At 52.0% G+C, this 23,858-nt stretch carries 4 protein-coding genes, 1 tRNA gene and 1 pseudogene; 1 reads left to right on the top strand and 5 read right to left on the bottom strand.

Annotated features, from left to right (window positions below; translation table 11 throughout):
- Positions 1-34 precede the first annotated feature (34 nt).
- Together C5Y96_RS23270 and C5Y96_RS23275 are read right to left on the bottom strand one after the other, a co-directional pair.
- Positions 35-580: a GNAT family N-acetyltransferase gene (locus tag C5Y96_RS23270; RefSeq protein ID WP_199188774.1), complete on the bottom strand. Its 546-nt coding sequence runs from the start codon at positions 578-580 to the stop codon at positions 35-37.
- 132 nt (positions 581-712) lie between these two features.
- A pseudogene (locus C5Y96_RS23275) lies at positions 713-1,231 on the bottom strand (6-pyruvoyl trahydropterin synthase family protein); the annotation flags it as partial.
- 156 nt (positions 1,232-1,387) lie between these two features.
- Between C5Y96_RS23275 and C5Y96_RS23280 the strand changes: the two are divergent.
- Positions 1,388-1,461 (top strand) — tRNA-Arg (locus C5Y96_RS23280).
- Positions 1,462-2,026: 565 nt separating this feature from the next.
- On the opposite strand, the gene C5Y96_RS23285 is transcribed toward C5Y96_RS23280, so the two are convergent.
- The 3 genes from C5Y96_RS23285 to C5Y96_RS23295 form a co-directional block, all read right to left on the bottom strand.
- Positions 2,027-6,448: a beta strand repeat-containing protein gene (locus tag C5Y96_RS23285; RefSeq protein ID WP_146115782.1), complete on the bottom strand. Its 4,422-nt coding sequence runs from the start codon at positions 6,446-6,448 to the stop codon at positions 2,027-2,029.
- A 197-nt stretch (positions 6,449-6,645) separates the two neighbouring features.
- Entirely contained in the window at positions 6,646-13,419 is a 6,774-nt protein-coding gene (locus tag C5Y96_RS23290) for a Calx-beta domain-containing protein (RefSeq protein ID WP_158261380.1), read from the bottom strand.
- Between the two features lie 201 nt (positions 13,420-13,620).
- Positions 13,621-23,790 carry a beta strand repeat-containing protein gene (locus C5Y96_RS23295; protein ID WP_158261381.1) on the bottom strand — a complete coding sequence of 3,390 codons (10,170 nt, stop codon included), beginning with the start codon at positions 23,788-23,790 and terminating at the stop codon, positions 13,621-13,623.
- Positions 23,791-23,858 lie beyond the last annotated feature (68 nt).

The raw sequence follows: 23,858 nt of genomic DNA on the forward strand, positions 1-23,858 counted from the left end.
AGAAGATGAGACCACAAGGCCCAGTCCCAGGGATCTAAGCATGCGTGCTCGTTTGCACGGCCCCCATTTCGACCGCTTTATAGACAGTTGAAGCGATTCGGAAGCCCAGCCGTTCGTACAGGCGAATCGCTCCGATATTCTGCGAGGTCACTTCCAGCGAGGCCTGCGGCAAGTCGTGCTCGCGAAAGCCATGAAGTGCCCGCAGAAGCAGAATGGCCCCGATCCCTTGCCCTCGAAAGCCAGGCACGACCCCTAGATTTTGAATCGAACCATTTCCTTCGCGATCTCGGACGCCTTGCACGGTAGCCACCGCTCGCCAGTCGCCTGACTCGGGATCCTCGTGTTCGATCAGCCAGGTAGCCGACGGCAGGAAACCATCGCGCATCGAAATCTCACGCATCAAGCGAAAGCACCCTTCAGAGTCCCCCAAACAAGGGAAGACATTGGCATCGACTTCGAAACGAAAGCTTTGAAACTTCACCTCCGCATGCCGCTTGAGAATTTCTGCCGTCCAAGGCTGAAAGCGGAATCCCGGTGGAAGAGGGGGCTCGTCGGGGAGGTTTGCTAGCGAAATCTCCATCCGGAATCGTTTGAAATAAGTTAGCGCCACCGGCTCTCTTTCCACGAGTGTGCACGCGCAAGAATTCTTTGTATCACTAACTATCGTATCTGTTTGCGCCAAAAAAAGCGACGAACGTTTCCAGAAAACCCATTATTGCGCAGTGTCGACCGTGTGCGCCGCGGAAAACACCTGGGCCTCGTTATCGCGGGCCCAGTCTTCGCGATCGTAACTGATGACCGACGTATCGGTCTCTTGGACTTCCAACAGGCTCAGGTCGAACCCCATCCGGGTGATTTCGGTGAAGAGCTTGTAGGCCAGGTTCTCGACCGACGTGGGCCCCTGAAATTCGCAGAGCTTGAAGTCCTCGCCATGGGTTACCATGTGCGTTTTAAGCGTCGTGTAGAGGGGATCGTTCACATTGATCAGCATGCCGTGATCGTACTTTTCCTTTAGAAAAGGGCCGATTTTATCGTCGAAATCCGAGAACAACGTCGAGTACGACCCAGTCCGCTGCACCTCAAAGTGGCAGACGATCCCGTACCGGTGACCGTGCAAGTTCCGACACTTGTCCTGTAGTTCTTCGTTACGATGCGCGGCATAAAACTTGTATTTCTTGCGGATAATCATCGCGAACTCCACCAGCGACCTAAGTATTCCATATAGACGATTGTTTCCCTTTTCGAGCGAAAGGACAAGCAATCCCCCATACGAAAGAATCAACTTCGCATTTTGACCGTACTTGTTGCCAGAATTTAACTTCCGACCGACAGGAACGTTGACAACAAAAGATCCAAGCTTCTATTATGACAAGAAAGCAAGCTGCATGTCCCCGTAGATCAACTGGATAGATCGTCGGCCTCCGAAGCCGAAGGTTACTGGTTCAAATCCAGTCGGGGATACTTATTGAAAGCCGTTACTCAGTAAAGACTTACAGTTTTTCTTGTGCAGTTGGGACGTCTCTTGGACCGCTCCGAGTGGCATTTCAGGCCGGTCTTCATGACTATCACCTCCTAGGTGATTGCCTGCTCTACTTAAACTTTGTGGATGACGCTAGAGGGTTTGGGAAAATGCTCTAGTGATATCAATTCTGGAAGACGCTTTACCAAAGCCGATACCTCTGGATAGAACCAACACCCAAACGCGCGGGACAATCCCTAAAGGCCAAGTTCGATGCCCCAACCTGGTATTTGCAGGCAAGTTGGCATCTCATGCTTGAACGGGTCTTAGAGCGAATCTGTCTGTTTCGATACCAACTCGTGCATGGAGCATCCAAACACAATATCGCTCTTTATCGCGATGCGATGAGCCATTGTTCGCATATGATGAAACCGCTTCTCACCGGAATGCTTGAGATCTGATCTGGATTCACCATGATGCCGACGAGGCCTGGGGAATAATGTGCTATCCGCCTCTTGCTGTAGCGACAAATGGTAGGCGCTGACCCTCTTTCGCATTTTTGGGAGTTTAGTAAACGAATTCCTCTTCTCTAAGAATTTCCAGCGACTGATCTAATGCATCGTGGTACGTTCGTTCTTCGCCGGAATCTGTTTCTATGAGGTCGCATTCTGAATTGGCTACTTGTTCGTAGAGTTGGAAGAATTGGTCGGCGTGGCTTGGTGCTTGGGGGTGTTCTGCATCGATGCGTAATGCCAGCAGAGGAAGCTTTCTGTCTGCTGCTGTGAACTCCGTGGAGCGATTTTCAAGCGTCGAATCTGCTGGTAAAACGATGATTGCATTCCAGGCTGACACGCTAGTGGCAGGCGGGTCGGCAAGAGACTCCGTCGTGGATTCCATCTCGAATGCCGGCTCCGCTTCTATCAGTTCGAAGCTTGATGCTGCGTTAAGTGGGGTCGTCAAGCCAGGCATGTTCACAAATCGGTCGCTCGGCTTTCTTCGACCATAGTGTTGAATCAAAAGAGCAAAGTCGGTGATTCCGACACGGCCGGAACGATCGTAGTCGAATGTATAACTCTCTGGGTTCAACTCACCAGGGACACGACCGTAATTCCGTAGGAATTCAGCAAAGTCGCCCAGCCCTACGTGGCCACTATCATCCGCGTCATAGATCACAGGCGATAAATCAACTTGGGGAATAGGTGCGGTCAGTAGCTCAACATCTCCCACCACCAATGTGGCCGCATTCAAGGTGAATCCGATGTTTTCGACAAGGGTTGGGTAGGCACCAGGCCCCTCCATCGGGACGCCGATAGGGTCATTCATGTAAACGTTCAATGCCACTTTGCCAATCAGGACGTTCTCGCCAATCGAGTATCCGGAGAGGTCGATTCCGACGAACGTGACATCAGTCGTTGCAACGCCCTGGTCGACTGCGGTATCAGTCATTCCACTGTTTCCGAGGAAGTCAATCACTTCGGCCGCTTCATACCACTGAGTTGACCACTCAATTTGCAGTGTCATATCAAATGGCTCAGTCGGCGTCTCATCACCAACGGTCACCCAGACACCGGCGATGGCATTCTGCCACTCGTTCAACACCATAGGCGTTAGGTTTACAGGACGAGAATCACCAACGTTTCCGCTGTCTCCCAGGGAGGAAATGTTAATCGAAACGGAACTGTTCAGCGTCACCGTGACAAAAAAGCTCGTTTCAACGAATTCATTTTCGGTGTCGGTTGCCCGAAGCGTGATCTGCGAAGTTCCAACATTCATTTTTGAAATGTCAAGCTTTAGGTCGCCACCAATTATGCTTGCCGTGACGACGGATGGATTGGAATTCTGTCCGACGCTGATCGTCAAGCTATCTCCCATAGAAGCAATATCTTGATCGCTAAAGACGTTGCTGATGTCGATTAGTTGTGCCGGGTCGCCCAGATCAACTGTGATGTTCGGCAAAGTTTGATTGACCTCCGGCACGTCGTTCTTGTTGACGACTTGAAGCTGGAAGGTGTCTTCTACAAACAAATTGCCAGTATCCGTCGCGCGAATGGTAACGGAAATCTCGGACTCAGCCTCGAAGTCAACCAAGACTCCAGAGTTGAGTTTCAATACCCCATTGATCACCTCGAAGCGGTTGTCGGAGATGTCGTAGGTAAAAGTATCGCCTGAGTCCGCATCTTGGATCGTAATGGCCCCCACCTCGAAAGCGTCACTGTTTTCGTCCAGCGACGTGCCAGACAATTGGATACTACTTGGCTGGTCGTTGATTGGGGTGACGTTCACGGTAAACGTTTCTTCCGTCGATTTTTCGCCATCCGACACAACCAGCGTGATGATTGCCGCCCCGTTCTGGTCGGCCAGCGGAGTAACCTTTACCGTCCGGTTGGCTCCGGTACCACTGATGAGAATGTTCTCGTTGGGAATCAAGCTGAGATTATCGGAGTTCGCTGATACAATCAGAGTATCAGCGTTGGTTTCCAAGTCGTCGATCGTAAACGCAAGGTCCCCCGTCATCGTGTCTTCATCGATCGTCACGTCATCAATGGCCGACACCGTAGGGGGATCGTTTACAGGGACCACGGTCACTGTAAACGTTTCCTCGATCGACTTGTCGCCATCGGAGATCACCAGGGTAATCAGAGCGGATCCGCTTTGGTTGGGCAACGGCGTCACTTTCACGGTTCGACTGGCACCGATACCACCAAGAACAATGTTTCCATCGGGAACGAGTGCCTGATTGTCCGACGTTACGGAAACAATGAGAACGCCAGGACTCGACTCCAAATCATCGATTGTGAACGGGATGTCACCTGTCATGGTATCTTCGTCAATTGTGACATCATCGACAGGAGTCACTGTCGGTGCGTCGTTGATCGGCGTAACGTTCACCGTAAATGTTTCTACGGTCGACATATCTCCATCCGAAACGGTCAGAGTGATGACGGCGCTTCCATTCTGGTCCGCCAGAGGCGTCACCTTAACCGTACGATTGCCCCCCGTACCACTGATGACGATGCTTCCATTGGGAATCAACACAAGGTTGTCCGAAGTTGCCGAGACCAAAAGCGAAGCTGGATCCGTTTCCAGATCATCCAGGGTAAATGCAAGATCGCCGGTCATGGTGTCTTCGTCGATAGTCACATCATCGATGGCAGAGATGCTCGGGGCATCGTTGATCGGCGTGACGTTCACCGTAAACGTCTCTTCAGCAGTCTTATTTCCATCCGAGATGATTAGGGTTATGACGGCGGATCCATTTTGATCTAGCAGCGGTGTTACCTTTACAGTGCGGTTAACGCCAGTGCCACTGATGACTATATTACCGTCAGGAACAAGTGCCTGATTGTCTGAACTAACCGAAACAACAAGGGAGCCAGCGTCGGTCTCCACATCGTCCACGGTGAAGGGGAGGTCACCCGTCATCGTATCTTCGTCGATCGTGACGTCATCGATCGGCGAAATCGTAGGCGCATCGTTGACTGGTGTGATATTTAAGGTGAATGTCTCTTCGGTAGTCTTGTCGCCATCCGACACGACAAGCGTGATCAACGCCATGCCATTTTGATCTGGCAGAGGGGTAACCTTCACGGTGCGGTTGGTACCTGTGCCGCTGATAACAATGCTGCCATTTGGAACCAAGGCTGTATTGTCGGATGTTGCGGTAACCACCAATGAATTGACATCGGTTTCCAGATCGCCGACCGTGAAAGCCAAATCGCCGGTCATCGTATCTTCATCGATCGTGACGTCGTTGAGAGCACTTATCGTGGGAGCGTCGTTCACTGATGACACATTGACGGTAAACGTCTCTTCGGAGGACTTATCTCCATCCGAGACAACCAGCGTGATCAGCGCCGAACCGCTTTGATTAGGTAAAGGTGTCACCTTGACCGTCCGGTTGGCACCGGTGCCGCTTATGACGATGTTTCCATCCGGTATCAGGGTCTGATTTCCGGATGTTGCCGAGACGATCAACGAGTCGACACTGGTTTCCAGATCACTCAATGTGAAGGACAGGTCGCCGGTCATGTTATCTTCGTCGATCGTGACATCATCGATCGACGAAATCGTGGGGGCGTCGTTGATTGGAGTAACGTTCACGGTAAACGTTTCTTCTGTCGTCTTCACCCCATCAGATACCGTAAGGGTGATCAGGGCTGATCCGTTCTGATCTCCGAGCGGGGTAACTTTGACGGTTCGGTTAGCCCCCGTGCCGCTGATCACGATATTGCCGTCCGGGATCAGAGCTTGATTATCTGAACTTGCCGTGACCACAAGAGAAGCCGCGTCCGTTTCCGTGTCGCCTACAGTGAACGCGAGATCGCCAGTCATCGTGTCTTCGTCAATGGTGACATCATCGATCGAGCTGATGGTAGGAGGATCGTTGGGAATCTGGACACGGATGATTAAATCACCGAAGTCAGTGACCGGTATCGCACTACCACCCGCATCGGATAGAACGGTGTCTACGGTTTCGCCTCCGGTGGTAAAGTCGATGGTGAGTCGATAGTCTCCTTCGGCGGCAGGGGCTGTTGCTTGAAATGTTCCGATTTCTTTGACTGGCGGGGTCGCGACACCTACGAAACCAATAGCAGCAATGAAACGGTCATTCGTTGCATGATTTAGCGTGCTGTCGATCGCCAATGGAAAATTGGCTCCGCTGTTGACCCAATTAGACAGGACGAGAAGCGCATGTGAATTTCCGAAATTTATCTGATAGCCAGTCACGTCAGACTCAGAAGTCTCCAGTTCCGCGGTAACGCTAATCACGGTACTTGGACTGACGGTAATAACCGTAGTTCCATTCTCCTCCGTTACCGTTCCAGCCGCTGCACTCGGCATCAAATCCAGAACGGCCAACATAGCTCTTTCTTCACAGAACTCGACGCAGAGTGTCCGTCGATGATGCCTTTTCTGCCGCAGGAGAGGTTTCCGTGTAAGTCCGTTAAACATAGGAATGCGTAATCTCGTAGAAGGGAACAGGCACAACGCAGAACAGAATCGCGTGATATTAGTGCGAACTGTTCTAAAGTATGTTCTCTCGATTTATATGGTTGGCCAAATGTCAGGCCATTCATACGATATCAACGCCGGGGATCGAATCGTGGCATCGATAACTTTCGGAAGAAGAGGCCAGTCAAGCGACAGGGAGAATCAAGTTCTTCACCTGTGCCTTAACGGCAACTTCATGATCCGCTGTATTCTGCTTGGTCGTTGTTGGACCTTATTAAACTCGGAACGCCAGATGTAATCCACTCAATTTCAATGCTTTCTAAAACGATATTGGCACTTTCGTCTGTGGCTAGAGATTGATAGAAATAATCTCGCGAAACTAAGCTTTCCTTTTCGAATAAAGTCTCGGTATCAGAGGTCTGCAAGCGAACTTCTTTGCTGGCGTCGGTCGGGATTGACTGCTGCTCGTTGAACTGATCTTCAACACTATCTAATTGCCGCAATACAGTACCAGTATCAGGCTCACACGTCGCAGAGAAATCAGGGCGTAGCAGTTGGCCAGGTGCATTCTCCACCAGGATGGCCTCGTCGCCTGAACTTGTGATTTGGCCCGATGCTGGCAGGCTCGTGAGCGCTAGAACGTTGTCCCGCACTTCAGACACCGAGAGCACACTTCCCCCCAGAAAGCGAGCTAGATCGGCATTGGGAAGGTCGAACAACACGACAAGAATCAGGTTCCCGTCGGTCGACGCATCGACACTACCGTCCTCATTGACGTCCAGCACATTCCCAAGATTCGCTACATTCTGAACGACCTCGGTGCCAGTCAACTGACTGCTCCCCATAAAGGGCGTAAGAGATGTTTCCGGAAGGCCAAACAACACGCTCAACAGCAAATTCCCATCGGTCGAAGCATCGACAAGTCCATCTTTATTGATGTCCAGCGGTGCGAACTGCGTCGTTGGCTGATCGTTGTTGAGGATGGTACCAGAGACGGTCTGAACGCCCAGCTGAGCTCCGTTAGTAGCTCCCGTGAGGACAACAACAAATTGCTCGTCAGGCTCATAGTCTTGATCATCAGCGGAACTGAATGTCACCAGTTTGGAGGTTTGCCCTGGTGCAAATACAGCCGTATTTGCTGGAAAAGCACCGCCGATAAAATCGGCTGGTTCCGCTGGATCGGTTTGCCCAGCGGCAACTTCCCAACTCAAGGTATGCGTGGCTGCTAAATATCCTGACCGGCGGATTGAATACGCATGCAAACTACCTTCGCTCGCATTGGCGATAGTTGCAACGATTTCGATAATTGAATCGTCGTTCTGAATCTTCCCAACTGCTATATCTTCAACCAGGAAGAGGTTATCACTGGGATTGGTGAGGGAGAGTGTGAATGTCTCCTCCGATTCAATTTGAAGATCACCATATACGGGAATGTTGATTACCTTGCTGTTTTCTCCAGCAGCAAAGGTAAGCGTTCCCGAGGGAAACGCGATGCCCGGTTGGCTATCACCGAAATCGTCGGCCTGGGCAGGATTCGTACCGCTTCCGACGACGGAATAGTCGACCGAAACCGATTCCGAGAGCCATCCCTCACGGACTACGGTGAAAGCAAACACCCCTGGTGTCGAGTTGCCTTCCAACTGAGATAACGTGACAGTTGCCAACGAAAGAGTTGCATCGTCATTTATGATCGTACCGACTGCTGAGCCCTGTTCGATTAGAATCGGGCCTGTTGCGTTGGTTAATCGAACCTCAAACGATTCGTCTTGTTCAAGAAGAGTGTCGCCGGTTGCCTGGATTGTTAGAGTTTTCGACACTTCACCTTGCGCGAAAGCAATTGTTCCGGCAGGTAAGGTTCCGCCGAAGTCTGCCCCATCGGCTGGATTTGCGCCGCTTCCCAAAACGTTGTAATCCACGCTAAACGCTGCATCTGTATCTCCATTACGAACAACAGTGAATGTATAAGTCGCTTGTCCAGCGTCCCCCTCGGCAACGTTGGCTGCGAGAGGACTAATGGCTACTTCGGAATCGTCATTTAGGAGTGTCGCTGTTGCGGTGAATATTCCCAGTTGAGCACCCCCTGTGGGTGAGTTAATCGAAACGGAAAACTGTTCGTCTTCCTCGACCATGGTGTCCCCACTTACCTGGACCACAAACGTGACCGTATCTTGGTTGGCTGCTAGCTGAATGGAACCTGTCGGCAGTCCTCCGACAAAATCGGTTGCATCAGCGGGAAACGGGCCCGCTCCGGCGACGATGTAGTTGACCGAAACGGCATCTGTCAAATCGCCCGTGCGCGAAACCTGAAAGAGAAATTCTGTCGTTCCTGTCAGACCTTCCGCTAGTTCACTACTCAAGGCACTCAAGCTGATAATCGAGTCATCATTCGAAATTGTTCCGATGGCCGTACCTTGCTGGATCTGGTAGCCATTGGAAGCATTGCTGATTGTCAGCAAGAACTCTTCGTCGAGTTCCAATTCCGTATCCCCGTTGACAGGAATCGAGATTGTGACCTGATTGCCAACGAGAGTCGCTGTTCCACTGGGTAGCGTTCCTCCGAAGTCGGCAGCATCCGCCGGATTGCTACCGAATCCTGTGATCGCATAATCGAAGGTGACGTCTTCTACGCCATTACCGATACGGGCCACTACAAATTCATAGATAGTCGATCCGCTCTGACCTTCGCGAAGCGATTGAGAAATGGTTTCGAGCGTGATCGATGCGTCGTCAGTAAGAATCGTACCGATTGCCAATGGCGTCGCGAGTTGTGTTCCGCCAGTCGGATTCGCCAATGTGACCGCGAACTGTTCGTTCGCCTCGACAAACATGTCGCCGGTCGCGGAAATCACTAGCGATTTGGTCGTTTCTCCTACAGCAAACGTAACACTTCCGCTGGGAAATTGACCGCCGAAATCATTAATGTCCGCAGGTGCAGCTCCGGTTCCGGCCACCGTGAAATCGACCGTGGTCGCACTTCCTGTAAAACCAGATCGCGTGATCGTAAAGAAGTAGTCTTGCGTTCCCGAATCCAATTCAAATCGACTTGCGTCACTCGCCACTATGCTGAGCGTGGCGTCGTCGTTCGAGATCATCCCCGAAGCCGTTGGAGAAGTAATCAATGCGCCGCCGGTCGCATTGGTCAAAGTGACGATGAATTCTTCGTCAGCCTCCAACAGGTAATCACCGACCACGTCAATCGTGATCGTCTGTGTTACTTCACCGACATCGAAGTGGATCGTGCCCGAGGGGAACAAGCCTCCAAAGTCGGCCAGGTCGGCCGGATTCACACCAATACCGACGACCGAAAAGTCAACGTCATGGATGCCAGATAAGTCGCCACTTCGTGTGACGGTATAGGTAAACGGGGTGACAGCTCCCGTCCCGCCTTCTGCCCGAACAGCATTTGCGGCAGAGATTTCGAGAGAGACGTCGGTTGATGAAAATAGATCGTCGACGACAGCACTGACTTCATCGAGAATCCAAGCACCGCGGCCCAGTGTACCTGCTACAAGAACATCTCGTGCGACATCCCATTCCATGTCGTAGACCAATACGTTGGGAAGTCCGATAGCCAACGGACGCCAGAGACCAAGGGCGTCGAGTGATGAGGCAAACACTCCCTGATTCGTTCCCACGATGAGGGCATCTGTCGTAGAACCTTCGACAAACAATAAGGAAGTCAACGATGAAGCGAACTCTCCTAGATTGCCGGTAATATCGGCCCAACTGGTTCCAGCGTTTGACCCCAACGTGACGCTATTGTCATCAATCACGAACACCGATGTCCAATCGTCTGGGTCAACCGTCAAATCATGAATGATCCCCACCGGGGCGCTGACAGGTGTCTCCAGCAAATCGGTTCCAGTTTCCCCACGGTAAAACACGGAGTTATCTGCTCCGACCCACAGAACATTCTCATACGGAATACCGTTACGGTAACCTCCTGCAACGAGTGCGTTTTGGTTGATCCAATAATTCCCGGCACTCGCTCCACCAACAACCGAAACGTAACTGATGGTATCCCCTTGATCTGTCGATTCGTATACGCCGTTACTTCCTTGAAATACGATTCTCGTGGGATCGACAACATTGAGTTCAATTGGATTTCGAAACGCAGGTTCATATTGCGGACCGCCCCCGACGAGCGTCCGACTAGGGAAATCGGAAGTCAACAAATTGCCGAACGAATCGTATACACGACGTTGGAACTGGCCCAGGTTCTGATAGCTTGAATACCGAATCGATTGTCCGAATGAGGCAAGGGTGATGTCGTCGACCGCAACGTCCCCCCCATCTCCCGTAGAAATGCTCTGCCACAGTTCAGCTCCCTGGGTCGATTGCTGAGTCGTTCCGGTATCTTGATTCCCGGAAATGGCTACCTGCGAAATTGCGTCGTAGGCAACATCATGAATCTCGGTGACCTGGAGATCGCCAATGACACTGAACCAATCTCCCAAATTTGAACGCGGACTACTACGGCGATAGATTCCACCGTCGTCAACTTCGATGATATTGCCCAACGCGTCGAATACCATATCACGCGAATCAGCGTGAGGGCTGCTACCATTGGCCGTTCCGCCGCCGATCGCACCGAGTGTATTGCTATGCGTGAGATGGACCCATTGCGAACCAGTCGGCAAAGACGCATCCCCGCGAAATAATCTTCCGGAGTAATCTATGGCACCGATCGATGTCGGATATTGAAACTCAAGCGGTTGTCGATCACCACCTACGTAGACGATATTGGGGTCGACGGGATCTGCCACAATTGAGAAATGAATCGTTCCTTGCCCACCAGCAATGTCTTCGGGAGTATCACTAGCCGTGGGGCCCTTGCCGCCGCCAGGATTCAATCCAACGTCCGTTCCGTTTTCATTCGTGGACGGCGTATCCATCTGTGTCCAACTTGTACCACCATCCCCAGATCGAAAGAGTCCATCAACGCGTCCCTCATTAATGATCGAGACATAGACGTTATTGGATGTCCCGACAGCAAATTCCAGATTACTTGTTCCGGTCCTATTCGTCGTTCCATTATCAATCAACTGATCCATGGCGGACGAGCTAACCTTGACCCAGGTTGCACCACGATCAGTCGTTCGATAAACGCCAGAGGCACCACCTCCGTAGAGATCGGAGAACACCATCGACGTATACAGAACGTCGGGGTTGATGGGGTCCGCAACCAGGTCATAAGACACGCCTGCTGGGAGCCCATTGGAAAACCCATTTCCCTGCGAGACTAGTTGGAAAGTCGCTCCTCCATCGACGCTGCGGAAGATGCCCACATTTGATGCCGATACAATGTCAGCTGTATTTACCGATACGATGATCGTATTGCCGTTGGCGTACACTCCTGAGATATTCTTCCCGGTGAGAGTCCCGTTTCCGTCAATAATGCTCCAGCTATCACCCCCATCGGTTGTACGTACAAGCCCAATCCGTTCATTCCCAATGCGGCCAAAGCTGCTATATCGTCCAATGCCAGCGTAGATGGTCTGCGACGTATTATCTGCTCGGTCGAATACCATCGCTCCGATGGATGAAGAGGGAAGTTGATCGCTCAAGGGTTCCCAGTTCGGCTGAATTGCGGTGGCGTTGGTTGTCCGCCAAATGCCGCCATTCGTTCCGCCAATGTATAGAATGTTGGGATCTAATGGATGCGCCAGAACCGTATGAATCGCGCCGACGACGGTATCGTCGGGAAGTACATTTTCCACCTGGCCGTCGGAAGCCCCAAATGGGCCAAGTGGGTTCCACGTGGCAGTCGGCGTTGAGACAGCCAGGTCTACGATGGCCTCTGCCAAGGCAAACACATCGACCAGTGGGAACGTGAGACCGGTGTTGATCACGTTGTCATTTTCGTCATCGCCATCGGTGATAATTGTAGCGGTACTCTTCAGTAATGACGCAAACTCGGAGACGGTTAGACGCCGCCCGAGCTGTTCGCTGGCCAACTGCTGGGCCAATGCTGCGATCCCAGCAATGTGGGGAGATGCCTGGCTCGTACCATGTTGCGTTACCAAGCCCCCGGTCGGCCCCGCACCGGTGATCGGAGCCCCAGGGGCCATGATTGAGGTGAGTTCCGGGTGCCGTTGACTGAACGGAGTGATCCGTCCGGGGCCGATCGTATAGGCCTGTGCGCCCGAGCTATAGGTAAACCCGCTTCCAGAAGTATCGTAGACGGCTCCTACCGACAACGAATTAGGGTCCGCAGCGGGATAGGCAACGCCTTGTTGGCTGTTGAAGGTAAAAAAATCGTTGCCGGAAGAGGAAGCCACGATGACATCCAAAGCAGCGAGTGCTGCTAATTCATCGTTGATACCAATCGTGGAAGAAAATGTCTGAGAGGAAGTGTAGTTATTCGTATTTCCCAACGACATGTTAACGCTTGCGATATTGTAGGTGCTGACATTATTCACCACCCACTGCAGTGCCTGTTCGACGTACCCAAAGCTGCCGTTTCCTGAGTCCGTGAAAACCTTTAAATGAATGATGTTTGCTCCCGGGGCCATACCTGTCCAAGTTGTATCGGATGAGGCAACGATGCTTGAAACGTTCGAGCCATGCCCATTTAAATCGGAAGCATCACTGTCGCCGTCGGCAAAGTCGTAGCTATAGACAATGCGATCGGCGATTCCGTTGCCATCGAGATCTGGGCCGAAGAAAGGATGATCTAGATCGATACCCGTATCGAGAATGACAGTGGAAAAGCCATACCCATCGATCAAACTAAAACGAGGGTCGGCTCGGAAGTCATCAATGTTGATCAACGTTGACGATTGTTGCGTCGCCGGAAGAAGCCCGCTATCGGCTGGTAGAACCTCCCCGTCACGATATATGGGGACGTCAGAGCCCGTGGTGCTAATGGCATCGATGGCCGAGAGAACAACCGAATCCTGTAACTTCACATTTTCAGCCGAAGCGAACTCTGGAAAACACACCGTTGCCGATATGACCGTGTGTTCTTCCGCATCCCACCCCAGTCCCGGGTTGACCGATAGCATCTCCCGAAACTCAAGACGTTCCAACAACACGGGGCGACGGAGAGGTTTGCATCGCCAGGTAATCACTCTCGAGGAACTTTCCGCATTTTTGCTTGAGTCTCGCAAGTGTGCTAGTAGTCGTTTGAAGGACATGGGAATACTTGAAAAAAACGGGCCATCAGGTTAATCCGAAATCGGTCACACACTCGCTGCTCGACAGAATCAAATGTCGAATCTATCGTCGTAAAATTCATCACCCCACCAATCGTTAGCAGGCTCAGGCTCGAACGGTAATTCATCGTCTCCAAACATATCCAGCTCAGATCCGCCTGCTGGGATCAAGGTCAGAAGTGCTGTGTCGACCACCTCAGCCATGCTAGCCGAGTTAGGAACCAGCGACAAATCCTGGATGTTCTGGCGTATCTGTTCCGTCGTAATATTGGGGTTACCACGGAACGGTTGCAAGTCTGGCAAACCAAAAAGAACTGCCAGGATCAAATTGCCGTCGGTGGAAGCATCAACGATACCATCTTCATTAACATCTAATGTTTTGTCGGCAATGAGCGACTGGATGATGGTCTCGATCTCTTGACTAGTCAACGGTGAACCACCTCGGAACCGGTTGAGGTCGTTTGTCGGAAAGCCAAACATGACTGTTACGATCAAGTTGCCGTCAGTCGATGCATCTACGATGCCATCATGATTCACATCAAGCGGAGCAAACTGACTGGTGTCATCCGTGCGAATCGTTCCATCAACCACGATGCTGGAACCTAGTTGAGCACCATTTGGGTTGGCCAAGGAAACAGTGAAGGTCTCATCCGCCTCGACGGTCGTATCTCCACTCACCAGGATGGTTACGACCTGCTCTATCTCTCCAATGGCAAAACTTAAGGTAGTGTTTGGAAGGGTTCCTCCAAAGTCGGCAGCATTAGCGGGATTCGCTCCGCTGCCGGCGACAACAACATCAACCGTCGCGGTGCCGGTAGTGTCTCCTGACCGGGTGACTCGGAAAGTGAAGGAAGTTGTTCCACTATCTCCTTCATTCTTGTCGGCATCCAAGGTTTGCAATGCGAACTCGGCGTCATCGTTGCGAATCGTGCCCGTTGCAATCGCAGTCCCCAGTGTTGCACCAGTTGCGTTGGAAAGTGTAACCGAAAATGTTTCGTTGAGCTCGACCAGTATGTCGGCGTTAACATCGATTACGAGAGTCTTCTCCGTTTCGCCGTCACCAAACGAGATGTTTCCACTGGGTAGAGAACCACCAAAGTCCGCGGCGTCAGCTACGTTAGCTCCGCTTCCGGTTACCGCGTAATCAACGCTGGCCGTGCCGGTTGTGCTGCCAGAGCGTACTACGGTAAAGGTAAACTGGGTCGTACCCGTATCTCCTTCGGCCTTATCGGAGGAAAGGGGTGAAATGGACAGTCCTCCATCATCGTTTCGAATCACTCCCGTTGCGAGGGACTGCGTTCCCAATTTGGAGCCGACAGGAGTGGTCAATGTGACCATGAAGAACTCGTCAAGTTCTTCAAGCGTGTCACCGCTGACATCGATCGTAATGATCTTCTCCGTTTCACCATCGCCGAAGTTCACCGTTCCTCCAGGTAAAACGCCCCCGAAATCATTTGCGTCCGCAGGGTTGGCTCCTGAGCCTGTGACAACGTAATCTACGCTGGCTGCACCTGCCGCACTGCCAGAGCGGGTTAACGTGAAGGTGAACGCAGTGATTCCACTGTTGCCTTCGGCTTGATCGGCGGCCAATGGCTGAATTTCCAGTTCACTATCATCATTGCGAATCACACCTTCTGCCGTGGCAACCGTCACGGCAGGTCCACTCGAGTTGGACAAAGACACTGTAAAGGATTCGTCCAATTCGATGTTCGTATCTCCGCTGACATCGATCGTGACCGTTTGTTGTGACACGCCATCTGCAAACGTCACCTGGCCAACGGGGAATGCGCCTCCAAAGTCGGCAGCATTGGCTGGATTGGCTCCACTTCCACTTACGGTAAAGTCGACGGTTGCCGTTCCGGTGGTACTGCCGGTTCGGGTGATAGTGAACGTGTATGCCGTTGTTCCCGAATTCCCTTCGGCCTTATCTGCTGCCAGTGGTTGAATGGCCAACTCGGCGTCGTCATTCAGGATCTTTCCTGTTGCTTCAGAGTTGGTCAGGCTAGCTCCCAAAGGATTGGAGAGTGTCAGAACGAACTCTTCGTCCGTTTCGACGGTGAGATCGCCGGCTACTTGAATGGTAATTATCTTTGTTGTCTCATTCGCTGCGAAGTTAATCGTACCCGATGGCAAGACCCCGCTGGCGAAGTCGCTGGCATCCACAGGTGCGCTGCCGGTGCCTGCGAGGGTATATTCGACACTCGACGCTCCATTTATCGCGCCGCTGCGTGTCACGGTAAAAGTAAAATCTGTTGTTCCAGAGTTTCCTTCGGCCTTGATGGCATCCGTTGCGGCAATCTCAAGAGCGGCGCTGCCAACTTGAATCTCAAAGTTTGCTAATGCAATGTCCCCGTCGTCATCAAACAAAACGACGTTGACCGTATAGGTTCCTGCTGCTGCATAAGTGTGCGTACCATCAAAAGATGCCAGTGTTGGGTTTCCGTTTCCACCTACCTGATCGATCGTAGCCTGACCCGAGTTGGGCGGAGTCGAGTCGCCCCAATCAATTTGGTAGATAAAGTCCTCAGTCGCAGTGACACTATCAAACCCGGAATCGACAACTTGTCCCAGATTTTCAATCGTGAACGACTGCCCCACGAAAACAGTTTGCGGACCGACCACGGAGAGAATCGGAGCGGAATTCGTAACTGTAACATCAAAAGACTCAGTGCCCGTCCCGCCGAAGTTATCCTCTACCGTGACCTGAACGGTGTACACGCCATCGTCTGGGAAGTAGTGAGACAGCGTGAACTGACGATTCAACTGATCAACCGGCGCAGCCTGAGGGCCCGTGCCGTCGCCATAGTCAACGGTAACGGTCCATGAATCACCGCCGAAGTCTGTAAACGAGCCTGTTCTTTGAAATAGAGCGCCCTCGACAACGGTTACATCGGGACCGACATCGGGCACGGGATCCGCATTGACATTAATCAGTTGGATATTTGCGACATCGATGTTCGTGAAGGTAACGGGAGCGAGGCCGGGCGTTCCGGATGTAATGATCTGGCCGTTTTGAGCATCAATGGATACGGAACGACCTTGAGCATCGAAAATCAGAATGTCGCCGCCTTGTAAAGTGCCGCCGCGAACAGAACGTTCGACCGGCAGAGCCTTGATGTAAAAGGTGTCATCAAACTCCGTGCCGATGATTGATTCGATATACGTATCAACTGCCGTATCGTCGGAATGAATTATCACCGATCCGCCCCCAGGCAGGACTTGCGGTGAATCGAACAAATCCAAGTTGATCGTTGCTGGGCCACTCAACGCAGACAAGTCGAGTTGGTCATTCGTTCCGATTCGCTCAAAAATTTCGACTTGGCCTCCATCGGAAAGATGGAAGACATCGCTGCCGATCGGGCTGATACCACCCGTGCGAGTCTCGCCGTATAGCATCGATTTCCCGACACCACCATAGATATGGTCGGAAGCGCCCGAGCCTTCGATCAATAGGCCACCGCTAAAAGTTTGCGCGTCAAAGCTATCGACGGTAGCCTTGCCGGTAAGTACTGCCTCCTCCGTGCTTACCAACTGCAACATGCTGCCATTGGCGTTGTTGGTCAACGCAGTATCGCTTAGGACGAAATTACCACTTCCACCCGAAAACTCGATTCCGTCAGTTCCCTCACCTCCGTCGAAAAGGAAAGTGCCACCTACAACTGCCAGGTCGACTGAGCCACCCAGCATGCGCAATCGGTCGTCACCAATACCGGATTGGAAAGTGAAATTCTTCAGGGAATCACTTAGCAGCCCACCATTGGATTCGATGGTAATCGTATGGTCAAAATCCAAGTTGGGTACCAATCGCATTCCGTTGTCTGTTTGAACCCGCGGGTTGTTCGCTTGATATAGGCTGATTTCGAGAGGCTGAAGTACTGCCCCGGTACCCCCGGTTGTTCCGACGGTGGCACTGCGACCGTTGTCTACCTGGATAGCTCCCCCGTCCAAGTCTCTGTAGAAGAACTCAATGGAACCGTCGGCCGAATTAAGAACAGCCTGAAAAGTGATGGGTTGGGTGGCAGTGTTATCTAAGAACTCGACATTGTTCCACTGCACGACAAGTTTTTGGTCCTCGCCTGGATTGCCAAGCACTTCCCAATATATCGTTTGAGTCAACTCGTCACCGAAAGGACTGATATCCATGCCAGGAACGACTAAGTTATCCCAAAACGGAGCGATCGCAGGCAGATCGAGTTCGGCGATTGGGCCATTGTCCCATTCAATTGTTCCGGCTCCAAATGTAAGGAGTCCATTGGTGCTTACGAACAGTTCGCCATAGGTTTGTCCACCGAAGCCGAATTCAAACCCATTCAACAGGGCGGCAGTCAGGCTGGCATATCCATTGTCACTATCGCCCATTACGAGATCATCGTTGGTGAGTGCTGCACCTGTGGTTGAGATATCATTGAAAAGCGCCACCGTTTGAGGAGTAATCTGAACGCTCTTGCCGGCTCCAACCAGGTCGTTGCCGCCCTGATTGTAGGTCAATAGCAGCGTGTCATCCGGATGGGTTGCCGCTCCTGGGCCCTTGATGCCTACGGTGTAATCACCACTAAACGTATTGACGCCGGTGTTGAAGTAGTTGAAATCAATACGACCATCTGCTTGATAGAGCACGACCTGGAATGTCACGGGGTCGACTTGTCCTGCGAGCGTAGCCCCCGACCATTGAACCGTTAGGGTCATTTCCCCCGCGGATCCTGACAATTTGTACTTTATATCCGTAGCAGTTAGATCACCCCAGAACGGTGCGATTAATGATTCGACAGGTTCGGACTGCAGATCGGTGTTCAGACCTGATACGATTCCGTTGTCGAATGAAATGAGGCCGTTGGTACCGATAAATAGTTCGTCATGCACTTCGCCGCCAATGGGGAACGTGAATCCTCCCAAATCAGCTGTGGTCAGGTGATCATACCCACCAGTTGCATCTCCTGAATCAAGAGTTACGAGTGTGCCATCAGTGCTGATATCGGCAAACAACGGCACCGGCGTTAAGACCGTAGAAAGGCCTGTGCCGACGTTATCGTTGGGGCCATTGTTCAACGCCAGAAACTGCTGACGCTCTGGATTTACGCCCGCTTCCTTAATAGCCACCGTCGCACTGGCTCCCTCGGCACCAGCATGTTCAGTATCGAGGTCCTTGTAGATCAAGTGAACCGAATTATCGGCTTCGCTTAGAATGAGTTGGAAAGTAATGGGACTCGTATTGACGAATTCAATGGCGTTAGAACCGTACGTATTCAATTCCATCTCATTCCACTGAATGATCAATTGTTGCTGATCGCCAGATCCGCGTAGCTCCCAGAAGATGTTTGAGTTCGCGTCGGCCACCGTCCGTGTTACCAGGTCATCCCAAAACGCGGCGATCGCTGGTTGGCTGAGAAAGCTAAAGGACTGGTTATTGGGACTGGTACTGATGGGCGTACTACCGAAGCCCACTAGTCCATCCACAGAAAAAGACAGCGAGTCAAAGGTTTGACCGTAGAACTCGAAGTTAAACTCACCATTAAGTTCATCGGCGGCGTCCAACACCTGGTAGCCGTAGCTCAGACCATTCCCCGCCGTCGGCGTGCCAACTGGATCAATGAGACCGCTGTAGTCCGGTATCATTGCCGTGCCCGTGTTTTCTCCCTGCGGACCAATGTCAATAAAGTCGATGTTGGCGGTCGTAGTCGTTTCTACACCGTACGAACTGAATCGCTGCTGACTGCGCAGTGCCGGTCGATCGGCAACGGGGCCTATGACGTAGGCTGTTTCAGAACTAGCAGCATCCAAGATGAAATTGTCGACACTTGAAAATCGCAGAGGAGCGAACTGGGGGACTTCGGGACCAAAATTTGGCGAAATCAGAAGTGACGTCGTGCCAGTATCGACTGAGTCTGATATCCGAATGTCGTCGCGACTCGTCGACGTTTGCATCGTCAGATTGCTAATCTCTTGAATCTGGACTTCGGTGACGCCCGAATAGACGATTTGGCTGGTACCGATGCTAACGGTCCCTGAGGAAGAGTCGAATCCGCTTGGGCTATAGACACCCACAAGCTGACCTTCTGTGCGAACGTCGTTGACCGTGGTTGCGTCGCCTAAGATCTCCAATGTATCGCCATCGTCGACTTGGCCGACAAACTCGATGATCAAGCCAGGCATCGTGTTCCCATATGCCAAGACCTCCGCGTCTGGCTCGGCGGCCTGCAGTTCCGAAAGGAGACCGTTATAGTCAACCTTCAGGGAATTTTGCCCTTGTTCCCCAACAATATACAAACGACTGACCGCCCCGAAGAGTGCTTCTTGTGTATAGCCGTTGACTTCCCATTGGATGTAGATTTCCTTGCCAGGGTCGACAGATTCATCCTGTTTGTCATCTGCAATCAAGCGAACGATGATGGTGTCGGCAACGCCTGGGAAGCTCCGATACAAAGGTTCAGCACGAGTTACCACGACATCATTGCCATCCCCGCCGACGTAGCTGATTTTGAATTCGTTGCCGTCAATGGTGAAAACTGCACCCTCAGGCAAATCCTGGAAAGTTCCCTGAACCGTTCCCATTCCCACGTTTTGAATGATCGTGAACTTTTCTCCCTGCGACGGTTCAAATCCGGCAAGTAGGGAAAGCTCCAAAACGGCATCATTCAAGAACAGTCCATCGGTAACCTGGACTTGATCGTAGTCGGTACCTGGCGTGCCAAGTCCCGCTAGTTCGACTTGTAACTTCGCCCCAGACTGCATCTCCAGCGACTTCAGTGCAAGCAGTCCCGGGCTGTTCCCAGGGGCGACAATCCCATCGTTCGTGACGACCACCGCACCATCGACGGTTCCATTGCCAATTAGACGGTCACCGGATCCTATCTCAACCCCATTTGTGGCGACAATCGTACCGTTTTCCAGAATTGTGCGAGCACCTAGCTCAGCAAGATCGCTATCGACCAAAGTGAATATCGCACCTGCTTCCACAATAAGATCGCCACCCAAGACGACCCCGCTCGTACTCAACGCATCGCCAGCAGTGACCTCGGAGTTTGCAGAGATTGTCAGCGTGGTTTGCGGACCATTATCCTCCAGTGGACCTTCCACTGTTCCATTTCCTTGGAACGTGGTGGCACCATACGCCAAGAGAGAATTGTTGGGAGCGACCACGCCACCAGTGCCGAAGTCTAATATGCCACTCAAGAGCGCTGCGCCCTTATCGTTTAATTCAACCCGGTTGCCATTAACCAGAAGCGAGCCTTCGAAGAACGCAAAACCGTTATCGCTGTTCACATTCCCGAGAACAAGATTCCCACCGACGGCCTCGATTTTCGTCATCGCGGGATCAGCAAGGACACTCGTGCGGATATCCCCCTCAACTGTGCCAAATCCGCTCAAAAGACTGTTGTTCAACTGTATGCCATTTGCCGCGTTCAATGTTCCGCCAGCCAGGCTCGTTAGTGTTCCCAACTGAGCGGTATCAGAGTCGAGCAGTGTAACCAAGTGGGAGCCGATATCCAGCGTGCCAAACATAGCGTAGCCGAATTCATCCAAGGCATCCCCCAAGATCAAGTCGCCAGTGGCCGCGATATCGCCGGATCCCCAGATGTGCCCATCACCAATCTCGCCTTTGAAGATGACCGACGCGCCGGCGTCGACATAGAGTCCCCCGGTAACCGTTCCGAAACCGGTCAGTTGATCCCCAACGCTATCGAGCCAGATCTCGTTGGAAGCCCCGGAAGGTGCAATCAGCGTTCCTCCTGCTAAGGTGGTAAGCACGCCCATCTGCGCATCACCCGCATCGAGCAAAGTTACCGTATTACTTCCCACATCGAGCGTGCCCCACAACGAATATCCCGACTCATCCGTTGCATCGCCCAGTGTGAGTGGACCGTTCGCGGAAATTGTTCCAGGCCCCCAAACATGACCGTTGCCAATGGTACCAGTGAAATCGACCATCGCACCGGTATCGACAAAGAGACCACCACTGATGGTTCCATTGCCGGTAAGTTGATCACCGGGATCGTTAAGCCAAAGGTGATTGTCAGCTCCCGTAGGGGCGTAGAGTGTTCCCCCATCGATCTCGGTCAGAACACCCAAGATGGCATCGTTTCCATCTCGGATCGTTACCGTATGACTGCCGACGTCGAGATTGCCCCACGACCAAAAGCCAGAGAGGTCGCTTGCATCACCGAGAGTGAGAGAACCTGTTGCCGTGATCGATCCTGGTCCCCAGACGTGGCCGTTACCGATGGTCCCTCGAAATTCTACGGATGCACCATTATCGACGAAGAGTCCACCGCTGACCGTACCATAACCAGTTAACTTATCGCCGCTGTTGTTCAACCACAATTCGTTGTCGGTTCCACTGGGAGCTACGAGAGTTCCCCCTGCAATTGTCGTTAATGTTCCCAGCGGAGCGTCCCCAGAGTCGAGCACTGTCAGCGTTGAAAAGCCAACATCTACGGTACCTTCCGAGAAGAACCCAGATCCTGACGACGAATCGCCTGCAGTCATACTACTGGTGAGCACGAGGGAACCGCCAGTATTAATGTTGACATTGCCGTTGAGCGTGCCATAACCTTCGATCCTCTTTCCATTGAGGACAGTGATTGAATTGCCAGAATAGTTCAGATCCTGACCAATCACGATCGAACCATGGTCAGGGTCGATCTTACCTCCATACACATAGAGAACTGGAGTGGTGACACTTCCGGCACCAGTCAGCAAATCACCTGAGCCCAGAATGACTCCGTGGGTAGCATTAATATCCCCCCAATAGCCGCTGCCATCACCATCTGGGTCGCCATCGCCAAGATCGGTTATGGTACCCAGGCTGACTTCGTTCGAATCTAATAAAGTGGCTGAAGCCCCTTGAAGATAGAACGTACCCTCGTGAAAGAATCCGGAACTGCTATTTTTGTCACCAATGGAAAAGCTGCTTGTTGCTTCAATCTTAGTGCCCGACTCGCCGTAGAAAGGTGCTGCAAGCGTCCCATAGCCGCGCAGAGTGGCTCCGTTCATCAGCCGGATCGTATCGCCGCTATAGTACTGCTGGTCACCAATGACGATATGGTTGCCACCCGTGGGATTTATCGTAGCTCCGTACATGTTGAAAATCGGAGTATCGATACTTCCGGCACCTGTAATCGATCCGCTGCTGTAGAACGTTACCCCATTGCTGGACTGAAAGTTTCCACCTGCCCCTAGATTAACGGTGCCATTTATCTCAGCGCCATCCTTATCATCGAGAATTAGCCCCTGCCAATTGTTTAGGTTGAGACCTCCCCAGATTTGAACACCATTGTTGGATGACGTAGTTCCGATCCGCGCGTTACTACCCCACACCTGCATAGTTGATCCGCTATCTACCCACACTTCGCCATTGATGCGTCCACTGAACAAACGGAACAGAGAACTATTGATATTGACGTTACCGTTGATGCGGGAAGCACCTTCAAGGTCAAGCTGTGAATTGTAAATAACGCTTAACTCGCCGGACCCTACATTGAGAATTCCCCCCCCATCGACAGACAATTCACCCGGGCCGCCGAACGTATCTGACGAAGAACGTCCAACATTCATCCAGTCTTCAACGTTTAGTGTCCGTCCGTTCAAATCAAAGCGGGTAAAGATAGGAGTACTGGTTTTGGTTCCAGCATTTTGCGCCGTCAAGATGATAGATTTGACCGTCGCGTCCTGTGCCAGAATTGGCCCCACCGAGTCATTAGCAAAAATAGCTTGAGATCCCGACCCAGGATAGGTTCGATTGATAGTACAACCTGATTCACAGTCTTCAAACATCCAGTTGTTATTCGTATCGACGGCCCAGTCTTGACTTCTATTTGTTGTGCCCAGCCAATACCGAACCGAACCCGAAGGGGCAACCTCCGTCACTAGTTCATTCGCATAGATTGGAACCAGATCGTAGTCCGGTCCACCTTCTTCCCCAGGAACCAGGCCGATCCCCACCAACACAGGCTCATACTGAAGGTCTTCCTCCTGTTGAAAAACAGGGACATCGAAGCCCTCTTCCGACGTAGTGATTGACGCATTCTCAGGATCCGTTGTCGACTCTGCTGGGTAACATACAAAATCATCCATGAATACAAACGTATCGCTCGACAATACCCGGCGTTCCTCCAGCATCTCCGGGTTACTGAGACGTTTGTTCGTAAGATTTGCTCCTGCCTTCCGTTTATTTAGTCGTTGTGGCTTGCGGTTCTTCCGTACGCTGTTGCGAGTCAACATCATTGCTTCTCCAGAGCGTGCCAAGCTGGCCAATTTGATTTAACGGATTGTCTTGTTCACTTGAGGTATGT

The organism is Blastopirellula marina (assembly GCF_002967715.1).
Classification (GTDB): Bacteria; Planctomycetota; Planctomycetia; order Pirellulales; family Pirellulaceae; genus Bremerella; species Bremerella marina_B.